At 42.4% G+C, this 19,499-nt stretch carries 16 protein-coding genes; 10 read left to right on the top strand and 6 right to left on the bottom strand.

Going from position 1 to position 19,499, the window contains the following annotated elements; all coding sequences use genetic code 11:
• Positions 1 to 186 precede the first annotated feature (186 nt).
• The 5 genes from BM243_RS00865 (at position 187) to BM243_RS00845 (ending at position 4,299) form a co-directional block, all read left to right on the top strand.
• Positions 187 to 591 carry a hypothetical protein gene (locus tag BM243_RS00865; protein ID WP_074909101.1) on the top strand — a complete coding sequence of 135 codons (405 nt, stop codon included), beginning with the start codon at positions 187 to 189 and terminating at the stop codon, positions 589 to 591.
• A gap of 99 nt (positions 592 to 690) precedes the next feature.
• Entirely contained in the window at positions 691 to 2,328 is a 1,638-nt protein-coding gene (locus BM243_RS00860) for a putative manganese-dependent inorganic diphosphatase (protein ID WP_074909098.1), read from the top strand.
• Positions 2,329 to 2,395: 67 nt separating this feature from the next.
• Positions 2,396 to 2,779 carry a DUF1292 domain-containing protein gene (locus BM243_RS00855; protein ID WP_074909094.1) on the top strand — a complete coding sequence of 128 codons (384 nt, stop codon included), beginning with the start codon at positions 2,396 to 2,398 and terminating at the stop codon, positions 2,777 to 2,779.
• Positions 2,780 to 2,847: 68 nt separating this feature from the next.
• Entirely contained in the window at positions 2,848 to 3,480 is a 633-nt protein-coding gene (locus tag BM243_RS00850) for an HAD-IB family hydrolase (protein ID WP_074909091.1), read from the top strand.
• Positions 3,481 to 3,483: 3 nt separating this feature from the next.
• Positions 3,484 to 4,299: an aminotransferase class IV gene (locus tag BM243_RS00845; RefSeq protein WP_074909088.1), complete on the top strand. Its 816-nt coding sequence runs from the start codon at positions 3,484 to 3,486 to the stop codon at positions 4,297 to 4,299.
• 110 nt (positions 4,300 to 4,409) lie between these two features.
• On the opposite strand, the gene BM243_RS15160 is transcribed toward BM243_RS00845, so the two are convergent.
• Positions 4,410 to 4,577 carry a hypothetical protein gene (locus BM243_RS15160; protein WP_155953252.1) on the bottom strand — a complete coding sequence of 56 codons (168 nt, stop codon included), beginning with the start codon at positions 4,575 to 4,577 and terminating at the stop codon, positions 4,410 to 4,412.
• Positions 4,578 to 4,769: 192 nt separating this feature from the next.
• Between BM243_RS15160 and BM243_RS00840 the strand changes: the two genes are divergently transcribed.
• A complete protein-coding gene (locus BM243_RS00840; RefSeq protein WP_074909085.1) occupies positions 4,770 to 5,444 on the top strand; it encodes a winged helix-turn-helix domain-containing protein in 675 nt (224 codons plus the stop codon).
• 32 nt (positions 5,445 to 5,476) lie between these two features.
• Here BM243_RS00840 and BM243_RS00835 read toward each other — a convergent pair whose 3' ends face one another.
• From BM243_RS00835 to BM243_RS00825, 3 genes are all read right to left on the bottom strand, one after another.
• The gene (locus BM243_RS00835) at positions 5,477 to 7,567 is read right to left on the bottom strand and encodes a RecQ family ATP-dependent DNA helicase (RefSeq protein ID WP_278335432.1); all 2,091 of its coding nucleotides are present in this window, start codon (positions 7,565 to 7,567) and stop codon (positions 5,477 to 5,479) included.
• Positions 7,568 to 7,662: 95 nt separating this feature from the next.
• Entirely contained in the window at positions 7,663 to 9,072 is a 1,410-nt protein-coding gene (locus BM243_RS00830; RefSeq protein ID WP_074909080.1) for an aldehyde dehydrogenase family protein, read from the bottom strand.
• Entirely contained in the window at positions 9,073 to 10,440 is a 1,368-nt protein-coding gene (locus BM243_RS00825; protein WP_177213429.1) for an FAD-dependent oxidoreductase, read from the bottom strand.
• 349 nt (positions 10,441 to 10,789) lie between these two features.
• Here BM243_RS00825 and BM243_RS00820 point away from each other — a divergent pair, with 349 nt between their 5' ends.
• Positions 10,790 to 11,368 (top strand): ECF transporter S component, encoded by a 579-nt coding sequence (locus BM243_RS00820; RefSeq protein ID WP_074909075.1) that lies wholly within the window; start codon positions 10,790 to 10,792, stop codon positions 11,366 to 11,368.
• Positions 11,369 to 11,438: 70 nt separating this feature from the next.
• Here BM243_RS00820 and BM243_RS00815 read toward each other — a convergent pair whose 3' ends face one another.
• Complete coding sequence (locus BM243_RS00815; RefSeq protein ID WP_074909072.1) at positions 11,439 to 12,971, bottom strand: DUF4352 domain-containing protein; 1,533 nt, start codon at positions 12,969 to 12,971, stop codon at positions 11,439 to 11,441.
• Positions 12,972 to 13,223: 252 nt separating this feature from the next.
• On the opposite strand from BM243_RS00815, the gene BM243_RS00810 reads away from it, so the two are divergent.
• From BM243_RS00810 to BM243_RS00800, 3 genes are all read left to right on the top strand, one after another.
• On the top strand, positions 13,224 to 14,180 hold the full coding sequence (locus BM243_RS00810; RefSeq protein ID WP_074909069.1) for an alpha/beta hydrolase: 957 nt from the start codon (positions 13,224 to 13,226) through the stop codon (positions 14,178 to 14,180).
• A 160-nt stretch (positions 14,181 to 14,340) separates the two neighbouring features.
• Complete coding sequence (locus BM243_RS00805) at positions 14,341 to 15,585, top strand: Y-family DNA polymerase (protein ID WP_074909066.1); 1,245 nt, start codon at positions 14,341 to 14,343, stop codon at positions 15,583 to 15,585.
• A gap of 31 nt (positions 15,586 to 15,616) precedes the next feature.
• Positions 15,617 to 15,880, top strand: a complete 264-nt coding sequence (locus BM243_RS00800; protein ID WP_031575728.1) for a hypothetical protein — start codon at positions 15,617 to 15,619, stop codon at positions 15,878 to 15,880.
• Positions 15,881 to 15,945: 65 nt separating this feature from the next.
• Here BM243_RS00800 and nifJ read toward each other — a convergent pair whose 3' ends face one another.
• Complete coding sequence (gene nifJ, locus BM243_RS00795) at positions 15,946 to 19,482, bottom strand: pyruvate:ferredoxin (flavodoxin) oxidoreductase (protein WP_074909063.1); 3,537 nt, start codon at positions 19,480 to 19,482, stop codon at positions 15,946 to 15,948.
• Positions 19,483 to 19,499 lie beyond the last annotated feature (17 nt).

The raw sequence follows: 19,499 nt of genomic DNA, 5'->3' as shown, positions 1-19,499 counted from the left end.
GAACCGGACAAAGAACTGAAGGTTTGAAGACAGATCATTAAGTGTATATAGTTCGCAAACACAGATAACTTCTCAAACTCAGGAACATTTGGACAATTCCTTGAAAACACAAGGAATTTCCCGTATACTTTTTTAGGGTTTATGTTATAATATAGTGTAGCAATCATAGGATAAAGGAGTTTAACAATGGGGTTTAGAGATAAATTACAAAAGTACTATGCGGACAATTATATGAAGAAATATGGAGACAGAATTACACAGGCCTATGGAAGTGTTCTGTCTGTGAAAGTGGAAGAGAAAAAATACCTTTGGCTGTTTAATGTCTTGACTGCAACCATCATCATCAAGCCAGACGGTTCTAAGAATGTTGTGAGAAGTGTTTACAAAGCAAAAAGATGGTTCAAGAAGCCGGACTTTATCAACGTGTCACAAGGCCATGTGATTCTGATTCAAGCCCTGAAGGGTAAAAAAGGATCTGAGAACAGTGAGGTTCTGGAAATTAAAAACATCCGTAACGTGACAACCAGAAAGGATCTTTTCAAGATTGATGCGCCAATGCCCAAGAAACAGGTACAGTATAAAAGAAAATAAGGTTTTAAAGTCTGCTACAATCGCTGTTGCAGACTTCTTTTCTACTCTGTGCTGTAGAGCATCTTTTTTACTTCAAATACAATCCATCAGGAGGTTACCATGAAAGATATCGTTTATATCACAGGTCACAGAAATCCAGATTCTGATTCCATCTGTGCGGCACTTGCGTATGCGGAATTTAAAAATAAAACTGGCAATTTCCAGTATGTTCCTGTACGACTTGGAGACATCAACAGAGAGACCTATTTTATTCTAGCCTATTTTGGCGTAGAACCACCTCAATTCATTGAAAATGTAAGACTTCAGGTCAGTGACCTGAATATTGATAAAATTGCGCCCATTTCATCGGACATTACGTTGAAGATGGCATGGAATATTATGCGGATGAACAATATCAAAAGTCTTCCAGTGGTAGATGAGAATGAGACGCTAAATGGCGTAGTTTCTGTCTCCAATGTCACCGAAAGCTATATGGATGTTTGGGATAATATGATTCTTGGAAAATCCAAGGTCACCGTAAACAATCTTCTGGATACCCTCACCGGACAGATCATTCATCTGGATAAAGACAGAAAGCATTATTATGGTAAAATATTCGCTTTATCGGCTTCCCCTGAAGATGTGCAGAGAACTCTGGAAGAAGGCGACATCGTCATTACAGGAAACCGCAGAGAATCTTTGGAAGTCGCCATACAAAAAAGAGTGTCACTGATCATTGTCACAGGTTCCGGTGAAGTGGAAGAATCTCTTATCGAACAAGCCAATGAGAATAGAGTAACCATTTTATCCACACCTTATGACACATACACTACTTCAAGACTCATCACCCAGGCAGTTCCCGTAAGCTATGTGATGAGCCGAGAGGATATCATTTATTTCTCTTCTGATGATTATATCGGAGATATCAGAAACACCATGGCAGAGACCAGATTCAGAAGTTATCCTGTGGTGAATGAAGAAAGTAAGGTCATTGGAACCATCAGCAGATATCATCTTATTTCTGGCAAGAAGAAGAAAGTGATTTTGGTGGACCACAATGAAAAAGGTCAGTCCGTTGAAGGTCTCAATGAAGCAGAAATCCTTGAAATCATCGATCATCACCGCGTTGCAGATGTTGCGACCACCTCTCCTATTTTTTTCAGGAATGAGCCTGTGGGAAGCACCTCAACCATCGTAGCCAATATCTTTTTTGAAAATGGCATCAGACCTTCTAAGAAGACAGCAGGCCTTCTAGCTGGAGCAATCATCTCTGACACGCTGCTTTTCAAGTCCCCTACTTCCACCAATGTGGATAGGCTGACCTTGGAAAGATTGGCTCAGATTGCAGACATTGATGTAGAGGAATTTGCACTGGAGATGTTTAAATATGGTACTTCCTTGGCTGGAAAGACCCCTGAAGAGATTCTGAAGCAGGACTTTAAAATCTTCACCTATGACAGCAGCCGGATTGGCGTCTCTCAGGTATATACCATGGATGCGGAGTCACTGAATGATCTCAAAGGTGACATCATTGAAGCCATGGAAGAAATGACCAGTGATTTCGGATTCAGTCTTCAAGTGCTGATTGTCACAGATATCTATAAGGAAGGTTCTGAACTGATTGTTGTTGGAAAACAAAAGGATATCATAAACAAAGCATTTGGGGTTACCATGAAAGAAAACTCTGTATATATCCCAGGGATCCTGTCCAGGAAGAAGCAGGTTATTCCACCTATTTCTTCTGTCATCAACCGGTAGTTCCCTATAGGTATTTTTAAGTTTTTATGATAGAATAAGCTGATTATTAATTTTTTGGAGGAAATTTATGACACATATACACAATGAACACGGAAGCTGCTGCGGCGGACATGACCAAGAAGACAAGGAGTGCTGTGGAGGCCATGATCACAATCATGATCAAGGATCTTGCTGTGGAGGTCATGACCATGACCACGAACACCATCACACCCCAGTAGTTACCTTTGAAAATGAAGACGGCACCACAGAAGACCATCCAATCGTGGATGAGTTCGAACTGGATGGCAATGTCTATGTGCTTGTTATGAATCAGGATGAAACTGTAACTCCTCTTCGCGTTGAAGGTGAAGAAGGCGAACTGGTATTCCTAGATGAAGAAGAGTTCAACAAGGTATCAGAAGCTTACGCAGAAATGGTGGAAGCTGAAGAGGATGAAGAGCCGCTTCAGTAAGATAACTGAACAAACTGAAGAAAACCTTGGGAAGCGATTCTCAAGGTTTTACTGTTAGGAGGAATTCTATGAAACTGGCACTTTTTGATGTGGATTTTACACTGACGGGCAAAGAGACACTTATCGCTTTTTATGCCTATCTGACGAAGAAAAAACCTGCTCTTCTTCTGCACCTTCCAAAGGCTCTTCTCAGTGGTGTACTGTTCAAGGCGGGGATTCAGAAAGAAAAAGCAACGAAAGAAATGTTTCTGACTTTCTTAAAGAATACCTCTAAGGAAGAACTGGAAACACAGGTGGAGGGTTATCTTAAGGACTCACTAAGGAGCTTCCTCTATGAGGATGGACTGCGTAAAGTTCAGGAGCTGAAAGAAAAGGGCTATACCATCATATTGACCTCTGCATCACCTGAGTTCTATATTTTGAATTTGAAGGATATATTTGATGCAGACTATGTGATGGGCACAAGATTTGAAGTGAAAAATGGATATTTCACTGGGAAAATGATAGGAGAAAATAATAAAGGGATAGAAAAAGTGAGAAGACTTTATGAAATGATCCCTGAGCATCAGATTGAATGGAAAGAATCTTATATGTTCTCTGATTCCATGAGTGATGATCCCCTTTTGAAGCTTGTAGGGAAACCCTATCTCATCAACTATAAAAAGAAAAACCCCAAATATCCTGTGCTTTATTGGAGGTAAGATATGGAGAAAATACGTGGCGCTTTTGCATTGAAAAATCATGAATTTATAGAAGCTGATGAATTTCACTTTGTACTTGAAAAAGATAATGTATATGAGGTAATTCGGATCATACGAGGGATTCCTTTGTTTCTGGAAGAACATATGGAAAGAATGGAAGCATCTTTGAAGCTTTTAAAAATGCCCTATACCTTCAGAGCGGAAGAACTCAAAGACCTCATAGAAAAGCTTTGTCAGAAGAATGGGTTTATAAAAGGCAACATCAAGCTGGTGGTGAATGGTGAAAAAATACCTGCCCTTTATCTGTATTTCATTCCCCACAGCTATCCGGATGCATTCCTTTATGCGGAAGGCATCCGAACAAAGACGATTTTTCTTGAAAGAAGCAATCCCAATGCCAAGGTTGTGAGACTGTCATATAAAGAAAAAGTCACTTCCTTCATCGAGGAGCACCAGATTTATGAAGCACTCCTTGTGAATAGAGATGGAGAAATCACGGAAGGATCCAAATCCAATGTGTTCTTTGTCCTGGATGAGACACTTTATACCCCGCCTCTCAAGGATGTTTTGGGTGGAGTCACTAGGAAAAGAATTCTTCAGATTGCAGAGGAACTCTCTTTCCCTGTAAAAGAGAAACCTGTAAAACTGTCAGATCTTTATCGGATCGAGGCAGCTTTTATCAGTGGAACATCCCCCAAAATACTGCCTATTTCAAAAATAGATGAAAAGGAACTCTCCTCTACCTCACACCCTATGGTCCTAAAACTTCTGAATGCTTATAATGACAGAATACAGGATTATATTACAAGCCATCTGTAGTCTACTCCTTACATATTCTGAATTAAGTTTAATATATTTAATGTTTCTATAGAATTATTCAGAAAATCAAAATAAAAAACGACGGATCTAAAATCCGTCGTTTTACATTTTTATTCTTCTACCAGCAGTTCAGGTTCCAACAAATCGTCTTCGATGAACTCCCCATACTCATTGACAAATGAGTCAATCTCATTTTTATGGTCGGTTACGGTCTTGTAGATCAATGCTCCTGCTGCCATGGAAAGAACTGAAATCACAAGCGCTTTGCATACTTTCATTGTTGCTCAACCTCCTTCTTGTTGTTCGCATATTTCCTTTATAGTATACCACAATTTGAATATAACATGAAGAAAAGCTTTTGAACTGGCGAGGTCGCGAGTCTTTAAAAAAATCTTAATTCGCTCTTTTAGTTTAATTTCTTTAAATCTACTTCAAAACTTCATGGTAAGATTCCCTGTGAGGTGAAACAGATGCATACTATACTCATTGCAGGAATGGAAGACAGAGCTATGTTACATGAGGTGGCATCCGCGAATCAGCAGCTTCATGTGATTCTTCCAGAGTCGCACGAAGACTTCATAGAAGTATGGAACAAACCAATAGATTTGATGATACTCCCCTCTTCAGTATACAAGAGGTATCAGAAGGAAATTGATTTGCTGATTGAAAAGCAGCATAGCATAAAGTTTTTTTTATTACTTAGTAAATTGACACCTATGGATTTTCATCATAAGGATTTGCTGCTGAAGAAGTACTTTCCGATGAAAGTGAAATCCATGGACAGAAATCTCGTGGACAGAATACTGAATTTCGCGGAAGAAATGGATAACGGCTGTATCTGTGAGGACTTGGTCTTGAATTATAGGGAAAGAACCATCAGTGTTCAGCATGAGGTTCTGCCTCTGACGCCATTGGAGTTTGATTTATTTCTATTTTTAAGGCTTCATGAGATGACGACGCTGACCAGGGATGAGCTGATAAAAGCTGTGTGGGGGTATAATTTTCTGGGAGATTCCAGAACCATTGATACCCATATCAAATCACTCCGAAGAAAACTCGGTAAATACAGGTGTCTTATTAAAACCATATGGGGCAAAGGCTACCAGATGGACCTGAACGGAATCTCTTCTTTCTTATCCTTTTAGAAGGAGTGTGCAGCAAAACTGCACACTCCTTCTTATTTTTTATAAATTCCAAAGTGTTTGTAGAAAACAACTTTCAAATCTGTGTATTCTACCAGATGACCTTTTTGAAGCAGTGCATCACGGATTGGACGAAGTTTATCGGTCTTCAAGTCGTTGATGGTGGAAAGGATCTCTTCCTCCAGCTCCTTTTTAAAGAGGTCCTCCAGCCTTACTTCTTTCCCTGCCTTATGTTCTTTGAGAAGCCTGTCTACTACGGTTCCGGGTACGACGGATAAAAGATTTGCAATCTCCTCAATGGAAGTACCCTTCTCATAGAGATAGAACGTATCGTATTCTTTAAAAAGCTGTTCTCCTTCAGATTCCTCTGGAGATTTCAGAAGCTCCGTGGTCAGCGCATGCTCTCTGACGAACGTATGGATTTCTCCCAAAAAGAAGTGTCCATATTTCGCTGTTTTTACTCTCCCGACACCTCGAACTTCGGAGAATTCCTCAAGATTCATTGGCATTTTCCGTACGATATCTTTCAGATTCTCATCATGAAAAATAATATAAGGTGCAATGCCGATGTTTCTGGACAGCTCTTTTCTCAGATCTTTCAGCCTTTTAAACAGATCTTCCTGGTACCCTATACGATCCTGTCTGGCTGATTCTAGAGGATAAAGCTCCAGTTCTTTCATGAGCTCCTGTCCCCTATCTGTGAGCGATCCCTTCAACAGATAGCCTTCTTTTAGGAACAGATTCCAGTATATAGAATAATCGTCGGATCTGAAGTGTCTCAATATACCATAATGAGACAGCTGTGATACATCATCTTTCATCAGTGGGTTTGATTCGCCAAGAAGAAACTGCCGGATGGAATCCGGATTCATATCATAGTCTAAATTATGGATTGCCAGCATGATTTTCCTGTTGAAATCTGAAAGATCAATTTTACCCAGCTTTACACAGGAGGAGCAGTTGCCGCAGTAAGTTGTTATCGAAGCTGTCCCAATTCCTTTAAAGTAATTCAGAATAAAACTTCGAAGACATTGGGTGGTTTTTCCGTACTCATTCATCCATTTAAGTTTTTCTAGTTCAATGGTCTTCCGTTCTTCTGATTTTGCGGAGAAGGCAATCAGCTGCGACTGACGGTAATAATCCTTTGGGCGGTACAGAAGAATGCACTCGCTGAACCCTTGGTCTCTTCCCGCACGGCCGGCTTCCTGGTAATAAGATTCAATATTTTTGGGGATACCAAGATGAATGACATAACGGACATTGGATTTATCAATACCCATGCCAAAGGCATTGGTTGCTACAACAATCTGAATTCTGTCATAGGAAAAAGCCTCTTGTACAGATTTGCGGTCTTCATCCTCCATACCTCCATGATAAAGACCTGTTTTATAGCCCTGAAGACGAAGATACGATTCTACAGCTTCTGTTTCTTTTCTTCTCTGGCAGTAAATGATCCCCTGTTCTAGAGGTCTTTTCTCAATCTCCCGAAGAAGATCCTGCTGTTCATGTTCCGTGGAGATGACTTCAAAGTAAAGATTCTCCCGATTGAGGTCACCCATCACTGTGACTGGATCTTGTAACTTCAGCAGGTGCAGAATGTCATTTTGAACCATCGCTGTGGCTGTGGCAGTGAATGCCGTCAGTACAGGTCGGGGGTGCAATGTATCAATAAACTCATGAATATCCAGGTAGGAAGGTCTGAAATCATGTCCCCAGACACTGATACAGTGGGCTTCATCCACCGCCACCTGAGCTGGTTGGATATCCCGTAAGAGATCGGTAAATCTTTTTAACTTTAAAGACTCTGGAGAGACATAAATCAGTTTGTACTTTCCTTTTCGGATGTTCCGTTTTCTTTCATTGGACTCTTCCAAGGATAAGGAGGAGTTGATATAGGTTGCAGCAATGCCCCGATCCTCCAGAGCATCCACCTGATCCTTCATAAGAGAGATTAAAGGAGAAACCACTACAGTGGGCCGTTTGAATAGAAGAGCCGGAATCTGATAGCAGAGAGATTTCCCGTATCCCGTGGGAAGCACCCCCAGCACATCCTTGCCGGATAAAATCTTTTGAATCAGTATCAGCTGTTCTTTTTTATATGAGGGCAATGCAAAGTATTTATTCAGTGCTTCTTGTGGTGTAATGGAAATCGCACCTCCTTCGAAAAGTTATTCATTCTCCATTATAGCAAAAGCTGTGTGGAGCCACACAGCTTTTCAGACTATTTCAGGAGTATTCTGATGATTTTTTCTTTGTAGCCGGTCATGGGGGGCTCATTGATACTCATACTGAGGCGGCTGCTGGATTTCAGCACAGCCTTTTTATGTGTGAACGTATAGAAAGAGTATTTTCCGTGATAGTTCCCCATACCGGAGGGACCAACACCACCAAAGGGAAGATGAGGAGTGGCGATGTGGAATAAAACATCATTGATGCATCCTCCACCAAAGGACATGCGTTCCAGGATCTTTTCAGCCAGTGGCTTATCCTCTGTGAAAAGATAGAAAGCCAGTGGCTTACCCAGAGGTTTTATATTCTTTAATGCCTCATTGATATCCTCGTAGACGATGATGGGCAGTATTGGCCCAAAGATTTCTTCTTTCATGGCCTCCATGGCCAGACTGTCATGAAGAAGGACTGTGGGTTCCATATAGTTTTCCAGTGGATCGATTTTTCCTCCCAGAATGATATAGTCCTGATCTTTTGTCAGAATCTCCTGAAGGCGCTTTAAAGCATGCTTATTGATGATCCGGGAATAGTCCTGTGACTTTTGGGGATCCTCCCCATAAAACTTCAAAAGGGTCTTCCTGATTTCCAAGAGGAAAGGTTTCAGCACCTCTTTGTGCACCAGAACATAGTCCGGCGCGATACAGGTCTGGCCTGCATTGATGAATTTTCCGAATACAATTTTCTTGGCTGCGTTTTTGACGTCAGCGCGTTTCATGACAAGAGCGGGACTCTTGCCCCCCAGCTCTAAAGTCACCGGGGTCAGATTCTTGGCCGCATTTTCCATGATGGCTTTTCCTGTTGAAGTGCTGCCTGTAAAGAAAATATAGTCAAAATCTGATGTGGTAAGGTTCGTTACTGTTTCCTTGGAGCCTTTTACGAGTCGGACGATCCCACTAGGGAATGCTTCCCGGATGATTCTTTCCAGTAGTTCTTCTGTGTAAACAGCCTGTTCAGATGGTTTTACCACAGCTACATTTCCAGCGGCGATGGCTCCAATGAGAGGTTCCATCAGCAGCTGAAATGGATAATTAAAGGCAGAGATGATCAGCACAACTCCATAGGGCTCCCGATAGATATATCCGTCTGAAAAAATGGTGGCCACATGTTTTTTTGCCTTTCTGGGTGTCGCATAGGACTCCAGATTTTTTATCATATGATCGATACTGGAATATAGTATTCCAATTTCAGTGAGAAAAGCTTCTGTGGAGGATTTTCCCAGGTCGCTATAAAGAGCTGTCTCAATCTCTTTTTCGTATTTTCTGATGACATGTTTCAGTCTTTGCAGGAGTCTTTTCCGATAGGTCAGATTTTTCAAAACACCCTGATCATAAATATGTTTCATTTCCGCCAGAAGTGTCTCCACTTCTGGTTTTGTCCATTCCTTGAATCCATCTGATTTCATTTAACGTGTTGCTCCTCTTCTACTGTTTTCTATCTTTTCCGAAGCTTTTCTGCCTGCGATATTCAATGAGTCCCAAACGCTGTTCAGCGGAGGGATATATCCAAAGTCCATATATTCCAGATCGTGTACGGTCAGACCTGCATATACAGAGGCTACAAGAGCCTGGATCCTCAGTGCGCTGCCCTCTCTGCCAAAGACCTGTCCCCCCAGTATTTTACCTGTATTGCGATCAAAAGTGATCTTTACGAAGAATTCCGTGCCTCCTGGGTAATATCCAGATTTATTTCTTGTTCTGACCATTACACTGTCAAAGGGAAGCCCGAGTTCTGCAGCCCGCTGATCGGTAAGTCCGGTCATGGCCATTTCAAATTCAAAGACTTTCAGCATCGCACTTCCTTGGACACCTTTAAAATCGGGTTCTTTTCCGGCAATAGAAAGACCAATGAGACGGCCCATTTTATTTGCGTTGGTTCCCAATGGAAGATACGTGTTCTGTCCACTCATATGGTCGTAAATCAGCGCACAGTCTCCGCCTGCGTAGACATCTCCGATGGAGGTTCTTCCGTAGCGGTCTGTAACAATTGCGCCTTTTTCCATTTGAAGACCTTTCCCCTGAAGAAAATCTGTATTAGGAGTAAGACCGATGCTTTCAATGACTAGTTCTGCCTCATAGGTTCTCTGATCCGTGACGACGGTTTTCATAAATCCTTTCTCACTTGCTTCTGCCCCTGTAACTTCTTCACGCGTATGAATCTTATGTCCCTCTCCCCTCAGCTCTTTCAAAAGTAGATCCGAGAACTCCTCATCATACCGGTTCAGAATTCTTGGCAGAAATTCTACTACCTGGGTATCTACAGCAAGTAAGGTCAGTGTCTCCAAAAGCTCAATACCTTTATTCCCCCCGCCGATGATCACTGCTTTTTCTGGTTTAGCTTCCTCGATGTACTTTTTGATATGGTTGGCATCTTCTAAGGTGTTCAATGGGAAGACACCTTTCATCCCACGGAAAAATGGCAGCCGTTTGGCGCTTGCTCCCGTCGCAATCACGAGCTTGTCATAGGAAAGTGTCAGGTTCTCTTGTAGAGAAAGATTCCTTACAGTAACCTCTTTCCGCTCAAAATCCACATCTATGGCTTCATGTCGGAGTTTCAAATCGAACCCATCATGAAGCACTTCAGCTGCATTTTTGGCAATGAGCTTTTCTTCTTTTTCAATGAGTCCTTCAATATAGTACGGAAATCCACAAGCGCCGTAGGAAATATCTTCGCCCCTCTCCAGGATTGTGATCTTAGAGGAAGGCAGGTTTTTTCTGATACTGTAAGCTGCGGTAAGCCCTGTGGCCACCCCGCCTATAATTACGATGTTCATAGAATAGAGAGACATCTTCCTTCTTATAGAGAGGAAGAATACTCTTTGCACCACCTTTCGTATAGTCATTATTTTCGGGCTTCATTTCGCAGAGGGTTAGCCACCTATGTTTTTGTGAAATCTTTCGATACCCTTTCTTCTATATTAGTACATTCTGACTCAATTTGGTTGAACATTATTTTAACAATTATTCTCATAAGCTGGTTAGCTGAAGTTCTCTGTTTACTTTTAGGGAGAACATGTTAAAATACTCTTAGTCAGTATTTCATTTTGAGAACTGAACTTAATTCAAAAACCACAACGGTTCCGAATTATATCCCATCATAGGAATAAGAACGGAGGAAACAACATGCAAAAACAAAGATCAGCCACACGATTTCAGGCGAGACAGCTTGCCATCATCGGTTTGCTTTCAGGAATATCGATTTTCCTGTCAGTGACCCCTTTGGGATTTATCCCAATTCCCCCCATCAATCCAACGATCATGCATATCCCGGTAATCATAGGTGCCATCATTGAAGGCCCTCTGGTTGGAGCATTTGTTGGAGGGATCTTCGGTGTATCCAGTATGATACGTGCATTTATGACCCCGACCCCAACAAATTTCATTTTTTGGAACCCAATTATTTCAGTGGGTGTCAGAATTATGATTGGCGTTGTATCCGGTTATGTATACAGAATGCTGAAGAACAAAAAAAGTGGTGTTGCCATATCAGCTCTGCTGGGGACTTTGACCAATACGGTTGGTGTTTTAGGTCTGGCTTATCTGATTTATCTGTCCAGGTATGCATCAGCCCTTGGTATTTCTGAATCAGCTGCAACAGCAGCCCTGCTGGGTATTGCAGGAACAAATGGGATTCCGGAGGCGATTGTATCGGCTATGATCGTAGTACCAGTGGTAGCGGCCTATCATAAAATAAAAAAATAATATGAGCGTTTAAAAGGAGATGGATTAAGTACCATCTCCTTTCCTTTTCAGTGTAGTTTAGATGGGAAGTCTAGAGCCTCTTGTACTCCACATGCTCTTCCAGCACTTCTTCATCTGCATAGAGGTAATCCTCATCCAGAACCAGATCTGTATCCACTTCCACAGCTTCTTCACCCTCACCAAGGAAGAGCACAGAATGAGAAAGGCTAAGGTCCTCAAAGAAGAGAATGCCCTGCTTTTTGCCCATGTTTTTCTTCACAAAAAGTTTTCCGGTATAGGTTTCTCCTGGCTTTACCACGACTCTTCCGATGGTGGTTCCTTCTGCATGTTTTGGCACAAGATAGACGGATCTCTTCATCAGATCATAGAGCTGAAGCTGCATAGGATTGAAGGTATAGTCTTCGTCCCCTTTATTATGGATGGTTACTTTATACTCCACCAGATCTTTCAAATCCACTGGAGGCTTTTCAGCTCTCAGCTTTTCTTTTGCAGCTTCTGCCAGGTGTTTGGCTTTCTCTTTCAAGCCCTCCCCTTCTTCTTTCGGATCCTCCAACACTTCCTGGACACCAAAAGGAGCGTCTACAAATTCATCTTCTGTAGGAATGAAGTCATCTTCTTCGCCTGCTGCTAGGTCATTTTTCATAAAGCCGTCGGTCTGCTCCAAAGTTTCTTCTGCTTTTTCTTCCAGTTCGGCTGCACCTTTGGCCATCTGAGTTTTTAGATGTTCGAATTTCTTTTTGGCCTCTTCTTTCTTTTCGGAGAACTCTTCCTTCAGCTCTTCAGCTTTGATTTCTGCCTCTAATTTCAGTTCCTCCGCTTTTTCTTTCACATTCGGTGTTATGGTATAATCCACTTTGGATTTCATGGCATCAATTTTATCTTCAGCCAGATCTTTAATCTCCACATATTTATCCTTGGCTTCCATGCTGCCAAGCTTTGTCTGCAGTCTTCCCTCTTCAATCTTTGCTTTGATTTTATCTTTCACTGCAGCGGTTTTATCAAAGAATGCCTTTTTAAGTCCCAGATCAGCCAGGGGTTCTCCTGGTTCATCCGGATGGAAGGTTTCACCTGCAGATGGTGCGGAGACATTGACCACAAGATTTCCTACAGTTGCATTGGTCCCCATTTTATAGATTTTGTCCGGAAGAAGCTTTACTGGTGTACTCACATCATCTGTTTCTGTATCCAGCTGCGAAAGATCCAGTTCAGCCCATCTTGTGAGTTTTTCTGAATACTCTTCTTTCAGATTCTCGTTGCGGATCTTATTCTTTTTGTATAGTGCATAAGCCGCTGCCGCCGCTGCTGCAACAGCTACTCCAGCCACGATTTTACCTGTGTTTTTCTTGTCTGTTTTTGAACTGATCATGGAGTTCACCTCTTTCTTTTTGTCGGAAATCAAATCAACGGTTTCAGCTTTGAGATCCTCCTTCTTGTCAAAAATAGTTTGGGCGCTCTGAACACCTTTATCCATCATACTGCTTAGAGATTCTTTCCACTCTGATGTAGCTTCTTTTACCTTTGGAAGTACATCCTTTGCAATGTCTTCTCCTTTTTTCATCAGTTCCTCACTCTTTTTTACCACTTTATCCATTTCGAATTTCATACCAGTTCCTCCAATCTCTTGATTTTCAAGTCTTGAGATAATTATACCTACAATACTCTAAATATTCAGTAATCCTATTAATTGTTAATACACTTTTTACACCACGGTCACGGATATCATAATATATCCGATTTTCCAGGTAAAAGCGCCGATGTCTTCTGTTCGGAGCATTGCTTTTCGACATTTATCATTATCATTTTCTGACTTTTTGCATTATAATGATCTTATCAAGATGCATTGGAGGTTTTACCTGTGGATATTGTACTATATACTCTCCTGGGAGCGCTTGTTCTCTTTCTCTCCTATCTCCTATACCTGGCTTTCAGGTATACAAATCAGATTCTATATCCGAAAACAAAATCCTATGACAGCGCACTGGAAAAAGTGAAAAAACAGGGATACTATCCGGAGGACTACATCAACAGCCTTCCCTATGAGACATTTCAGCTGAAGTCTCCCTATGGCTATATGATTCATGGACGTGTGTATCTCCAGACTCATGAGGAAGGTACGGAACCATCCAAGGAGTTTGCCGTTCTTGTCCATGGGATTACCATGAATGTTTATGGAAGCCTTAAATATTTGCCGTTTTTCTACAAGAAGGGATTCAATGTGGTCGTCTTTGATCTTCGAAATCATGGAGAAACCGGTGGAGAAAATACTTCATACGGATACTTTGAAAAATGGGATTTAAGTACCGTTACAGACTATCTTTACAGAGAGTTTGGACAGGATATTCAGATTGGACTTCACGGAGAATCCATGGGTGGGACCATTGCAATGCTCAATATGGCCATGGATCAAAGGATTTCCTTTGGCATCATTGATTGTGCTTTCTCAGATCTTGCTGAACTTCTTTTGCTGAAACTGCAGCAGGACAGTAAAATCAAAAGCAAGAAGATGATTGGATTTGTCAATGTACTCATCAAGATGAGGGCAGGATTCTCCATCGAGGATGTTTCACCTTTGAAAGAGCTGCCAACCATAAAACAGCCGCTGCTGTTTATACACGGATCCGATGATACCTATATTCCCCCAATGATGTCCAAAGCGATGTACGCTTTCAAGATGGATAAAAAATTCATTTATATTGCGGATGGTGCAGTTCATGGGACATCAATGGCTTCAGATCCTCAGCGCTATGATGAGGAAATCACAAGTTTTTTAAATGAGATCAACAAGGAGAAGCAGTACCCCTTGGGACACTGATTGATGATACAGGCAAAAAGCTCTCCCTTCAGGGGAAGAGCTTTTTTTTTTGAGCTTTTTTGAGGAGGATTAGACCACTGGGGTATTTATTATGAACTGATGTTCTGATATAATGAAATAAGAACATATGTTTATGAATAAGTGAGTAAGGTGATGAATCATGGAACGCATAATTTTTCATGTGGATGTGAACTCCGCATATCTTTCCTGGAATGCAGTATGGGATCTGCAGCATGGATCCTCTCTGGATCTTCGGACCATTCCTGCTATTGTTGGAGGAGATCCTGAAAGCAGACACGGTATTGTCCTTGCAAAATCCTCACCCAGCAAAAAGTACGGCATTAAAACCGGAGAGACTTTATTTTCCGCATTGATGAAATGTCCGGATCTAAAGATTGTTCCCCCCAGATACAGCATGTATCTGAAAGCCAGTGATGCCATGGTGGAGATCCTCAGAGAATATTCCCCTGTCATTGAGCGGTATTCCATTGATGAATGCTTTATGGACATGTGCCATATCAGGAAAGAAGATGCGGTTTCTGTGGCCACAGGACTCAAAGATCGGATTCTGAAAGAGCTGGGCTTTACAGTCAATGTGGGAATTTCCACAGGAAAACTCCTGGCCAAGATGGCTTCAGATCTTCAAAAGCCCAACAAAGTGCATACCCTTTACAAAGAGGAAATGGCTCAGAAAATGTGGCCTCTTCCCATCGAAGATCTTTTTATGGTAGGTCCTAGAACGGCAGAGAAACTGAGAAAAATGAACATTCATACCATAGGACAGCTGGCAAATACAGATCCATCTTTTCTCCATGAGCGGTTCAAAAAGTATGGGCACATGATATCCTGCTACGCAAGGGGGATTGAATCCTCCACCGTCAAAAACGAAGGAACTGTAGAGATGAAAGGTATGGGAAACTCCACCACTCTCCCCTTTGATTTCACGGATAGAATCTCCTGCCATAATGTTCTGCTTTCCATTGGAGAGACTCTTGTCCCTAGACTGAGAAGAGCGGGAAAAAAAGCCAAAACACTATCTGTGCACATTCGCTACAGTGATTTTACATCCATCAGCATGCAGAATACACTTCCCTTCTCTTCGGACTCCACGAGTCTTCTCATGGAAGAGGCTTGCGCGCTCTTTGACGATATGTGGAATGGTGAGCCTGTAAGACACCTGGGAATTTCTTTTGCTCAGCTGGAAGACCGGTTTCGGGAACAGCTCTCTCTTTTTCCAGATCATAAGAGTGAAAAAATGAAAAAGATGGACCAGGTCATGGATTTGATCCGAAAGAACTTTGGGGAAGAGGCGCTCATCCGTGCCACATTTCTCCATTCTCCTGTCCGTGCTTTTTCAGGAGGTGTTGTAGAGAAGGACTATATTTTCATGAACAGCCACTTATAAAAGAAGAGTATATGACAAGGAGTTGATTTTCTTGAAGGTCCTTGCAAAGCCAATTGAAATGATTGCTTGGTTTGACTTTAAAGGACGTATCCATCCCATTCGATTCCGTCTCATTGATGAAGACGGTAAGTACCAGGTAATTTCTATCAAGAGCATTCAGGAAAGGAAAAAAGAAAAGCTGGCTGGAAATCTGATGCAGGTATTTTTGTGCCGGGGAAATGTTCAAGACAAAGAGGTGCTCTTTGAGCTGAAATATGAGAAAGATACGGATCAATGGACCCTCTTTAAAATGTAGGGTCTATTTTTTTGCATAAAAAAGAACTGTCAACTTAATGACAGTTCTTTAAAATCATTGGATGATTATTCTTCAGTACCCTTTGCAGAGTAGTCATAGGAAGCCAGTCTCTTGTAGCTATCCAGTCTTTCCATAGCATCCTTCTCTGTCTTAGCGAAGAGAGCTTCTGCTTCATCTGGGAAAGCCTTAGCAAGAGAAGCATAACGAACTTCACTATCAATGAACTCTCTGAAGCTTCTGGTTGGTTCCTTGGAATCCAGTGAGAATGGATTCTTTCCTTCTTCCTTCAGAAGTGGATTGAATCTGTACAGCTGCCAGTAACCTGACTCAACTGCTCTCTTTGTCTGTTCCTGGCTGAAGCCCATTCCAAGCTTAAGTCCCTGGTTGATACATGGAGCGTATGCGATGATGAGGGATGGTCCGTCGTAAGCTTCTGCTTCAACGATTGCCTTGATGGCCTGGTTCTTGTCAGCACCCATACCAATCTGAGCAACATATACATAACCATAGCTCATGGCCATCATGCCGAGATCTTTCTTCTTTGTTCTCTTACCGGCAGAAGCAAACTTAGCGATTGCAGCTGTAGGTGTGGACTTGGAAGACTGTCCTCCAGTATTGGAGTACACTTCTGTATCCATAACAAGAACATTGATGTTTTCACCTGTGGCAAGTACGTGGTCCAGTCCACCGAATCCGATGTCATAAGCCCAACCGTCTCCACCGAAGATCCACTGGCTCTTCTTGGTGAGGAAGTCTCTTTCTGCATAAAGTTCCTTGGCTTCTTCCAGTTCGGAAGTCTTAAGAAGTGGTAGAAGTGCAGCTCTTGCAGCCTTGGATTCGTCACCCTTGTCGAAGTTTTCAATCCAGTTCTGTGTTGCAGCCTTCAGTTCTTCTGAAGCCATTGGATTCTGAACGAGCTTTTCTGCTATTGGCAGAAGCTTCGCTCTATGAGCTTTGTGTCCAAGGTAGATACCAAGACCAAACTCAGCGTTGTCCTCGAACAGGGAGTTCGCCCAAGCTGGACCCTGTCCAAGATGATTTGTGGTGTAAACAGTTGCTGGTGCAGATCCACCCCAGATGGATGAACATCCGGTAGCGTTCGCAATCATCATTCTGTCACCGAAGAGCTGTGTGATGAGCTTCGCATATGGTGTTTCTCCACAGCCTGCACATGCACCTGAGAACTCAAGAAGTGGCTGCTCGAACTGGCTGCCCTTCAGGGTGTTCTTATTCATTGGGTTGATCTTATGGGAAAGTGACAGTGCATATTCCCAGTTATTTGTTTCATGCATCTGTGTTTCAATTGGCTTCATCACAAGCGCCTTCTTAGGTGCTGGACAAACCTGAGCACAGTTTCCGCAACCTGTACAGTCAAGTACGGATACCTGAATCTTGTACTGAAGGTCTCCGAATGCCTTTCCGCCCATAGCCTTCTTAGCTTCAAATCCTTCTGGAGCATTGGCCATTTCTTCTTCATTCACAAGGAATGGTCTGATGACAGCGTGAGGACATACATAGGAACACTGGTTACACTGGATACAGTTTTCAATATTCCATTCAGGAACATTGACAGCGATTCCTCTCTTTTCATAAGCGGAGGTTCCCATTGGGAAGGTTCCGTCTTCTCTGCCAAGGAATGCGGATACTGGAAGTCTGTCTCCTTCTTGTGCATTCATTGGCTCAAGGATGTTCTTGATGAAATCAGGAACATTTCTTTCATCTGTTTTGGTTTCTACAGCGTTGGCCCATTCAGCAGGAACAGTAACCTTCACAAGAGCGTTAACGCCTCTATCGATGGCTTCGTAGTTCATGTTGACGACCTTTTCGCCCTTATTGCCATAGGAATCAACCACAGACTGCTTCAGATACTTCATAGCATCTTCAACTGGGATGATGTTTGCAAGCTTGAAGAACGCGGACTGCATGATCATGTTGATTCTGGTGCCAAGACCAATCTCAGTTGCGATAGACTGTGCGTCTACGATGTAGAGATTGATGTTCTTCTTAGCGATATCCTGCTTCATCTTCGCTGGAAGATGTGCATCTAAGTCTTCTGCGGTCCATGCGCAGTTCAGCAGGAAGGTTCCATTGTCCTTCAGGTTCTTTGTCATGTCATACTTATTTACATAAGATGGATTATGACAAGCCACAAAATCAGGATTCAGGATGAGATATGGGCTTCTGATCTTATTCTTACCAAATCTTAAGTGGGATACAGTGATTCCACCGGATTTCTTGGAGTCATAGGAGAAGTATCCCTGTGCGTACATATCGGTATGGTCTCCGATGATCTTGATGGATGCCTTGTTGGCGCCAACAGTACCGTCGGAACCAAGTCCCCAGAACTGACACTGTACAGTACCTTCAGCGGTAGTATCAATTTCTGCATGCTTTGGCAGAGAAGTATAAGTCACATCATCTTCGATTCCGATGGTGAATCCGTTCTTCACTTCGCCATAGCTAAGGTTTTCATAAACTGCAAGAATCTGTCCTGGTGTAACGTCCTTGGAACCAAGTCCGTATCTTCCACCAACGATGACAGGTCTTACATCAGCTTCGTAGAAAGCATTTCTGACATCCTGGTAAAGTGGCTCTCCAGCAGAACCTGGTTCTTTTGTTCTGTCAAGAACAGCAATCTTCTTTACAGTCTTTGGAATTGCATTCATGAAATGTTTTGTGGAGAAAGGTCTGTAAAGGTGTACGTTTACAAGACCAACCTTTTCACCCTTCTTGGTGAGGTAGTCTACAACTTCTTCAGCAGTGTCACAAACAGATCCCATAGCGATGATGATATGCTCAGCATCTGGTGCTCCATGATAGTTGAACAGTCCGTAGTTTCTTCCTGTGATCTTGTTGATTTCTTCCATGTATCCTTCAACAATTTCAGGAACTGCAAGATAGTATCTGTTGGCCGCTTCTCTTCCCTGGAAATAGATGTCAGGGTTCTGTGCGGTACCTCTTGTCACTGGTCTTTCTGAGTTCAGGGATCTGCTTCTGAATTCAGCAACAGCTTCCTTGTCCAGAAGTTTTTCCAGTTCATCATACTCAATGACTTCTACCTTCTGTACTTCTGAGGAGGTTCTGAAACCGTCAAAGAAGTTCAGGAATGGCACTCTGCTCTTGATGGAAGCCAAGTGAGCAACACCAGAAAGGTCCATGATCTGCTGTACATTGGATTCAGCAAGCATAGCGAATCCTGTCTGTCTAGCAGCCATAACGTCCTGATGGTCACCGAAAATTGAAAGTGCATGTGCTGCAATAGCTCTGGCACTTACGTGGAATACGCCAGGAAGAAGTTCTCCTGCGATTTTGTACATATTTGGAAGCATGAGCAGAAGTCCCTGTGATGCTGTATAAGTGGTAGTCAGTGCTCCACCCTGAAGGGAACCGTGAACTGCTCCAGCTGCTCCTGCTTCAGATTGCATTTCAACAACCTTTACAGGCTGGCCGAAAATGTTCTTCATTCCTTTGGAAGACCACTCGTCGACATTCTCACCCATTGTACTGGATGGGGTAATTGGATAGATGGCGGATACATCTGTAAATGCATACGAGATGTAGGATGCAGCCATATTTCCATCCATGGTTTTAGTTTTTCTCATGTCTATACCTCTCCTTA

The organism is Proteiniclasticum ruminis (assembly GCF_900115135.1).
Lineage (GTDB): Bacteria > Bacillota > Clostridia > Clostridiales > Clostridiaceae > Proteiniclasticum > Proteiniclasticum ruminis_A.
Note: the sequence above shows the minus strand (reverse complement) of the source record. Positions and strands in the feature narration are given on the sequence as shown.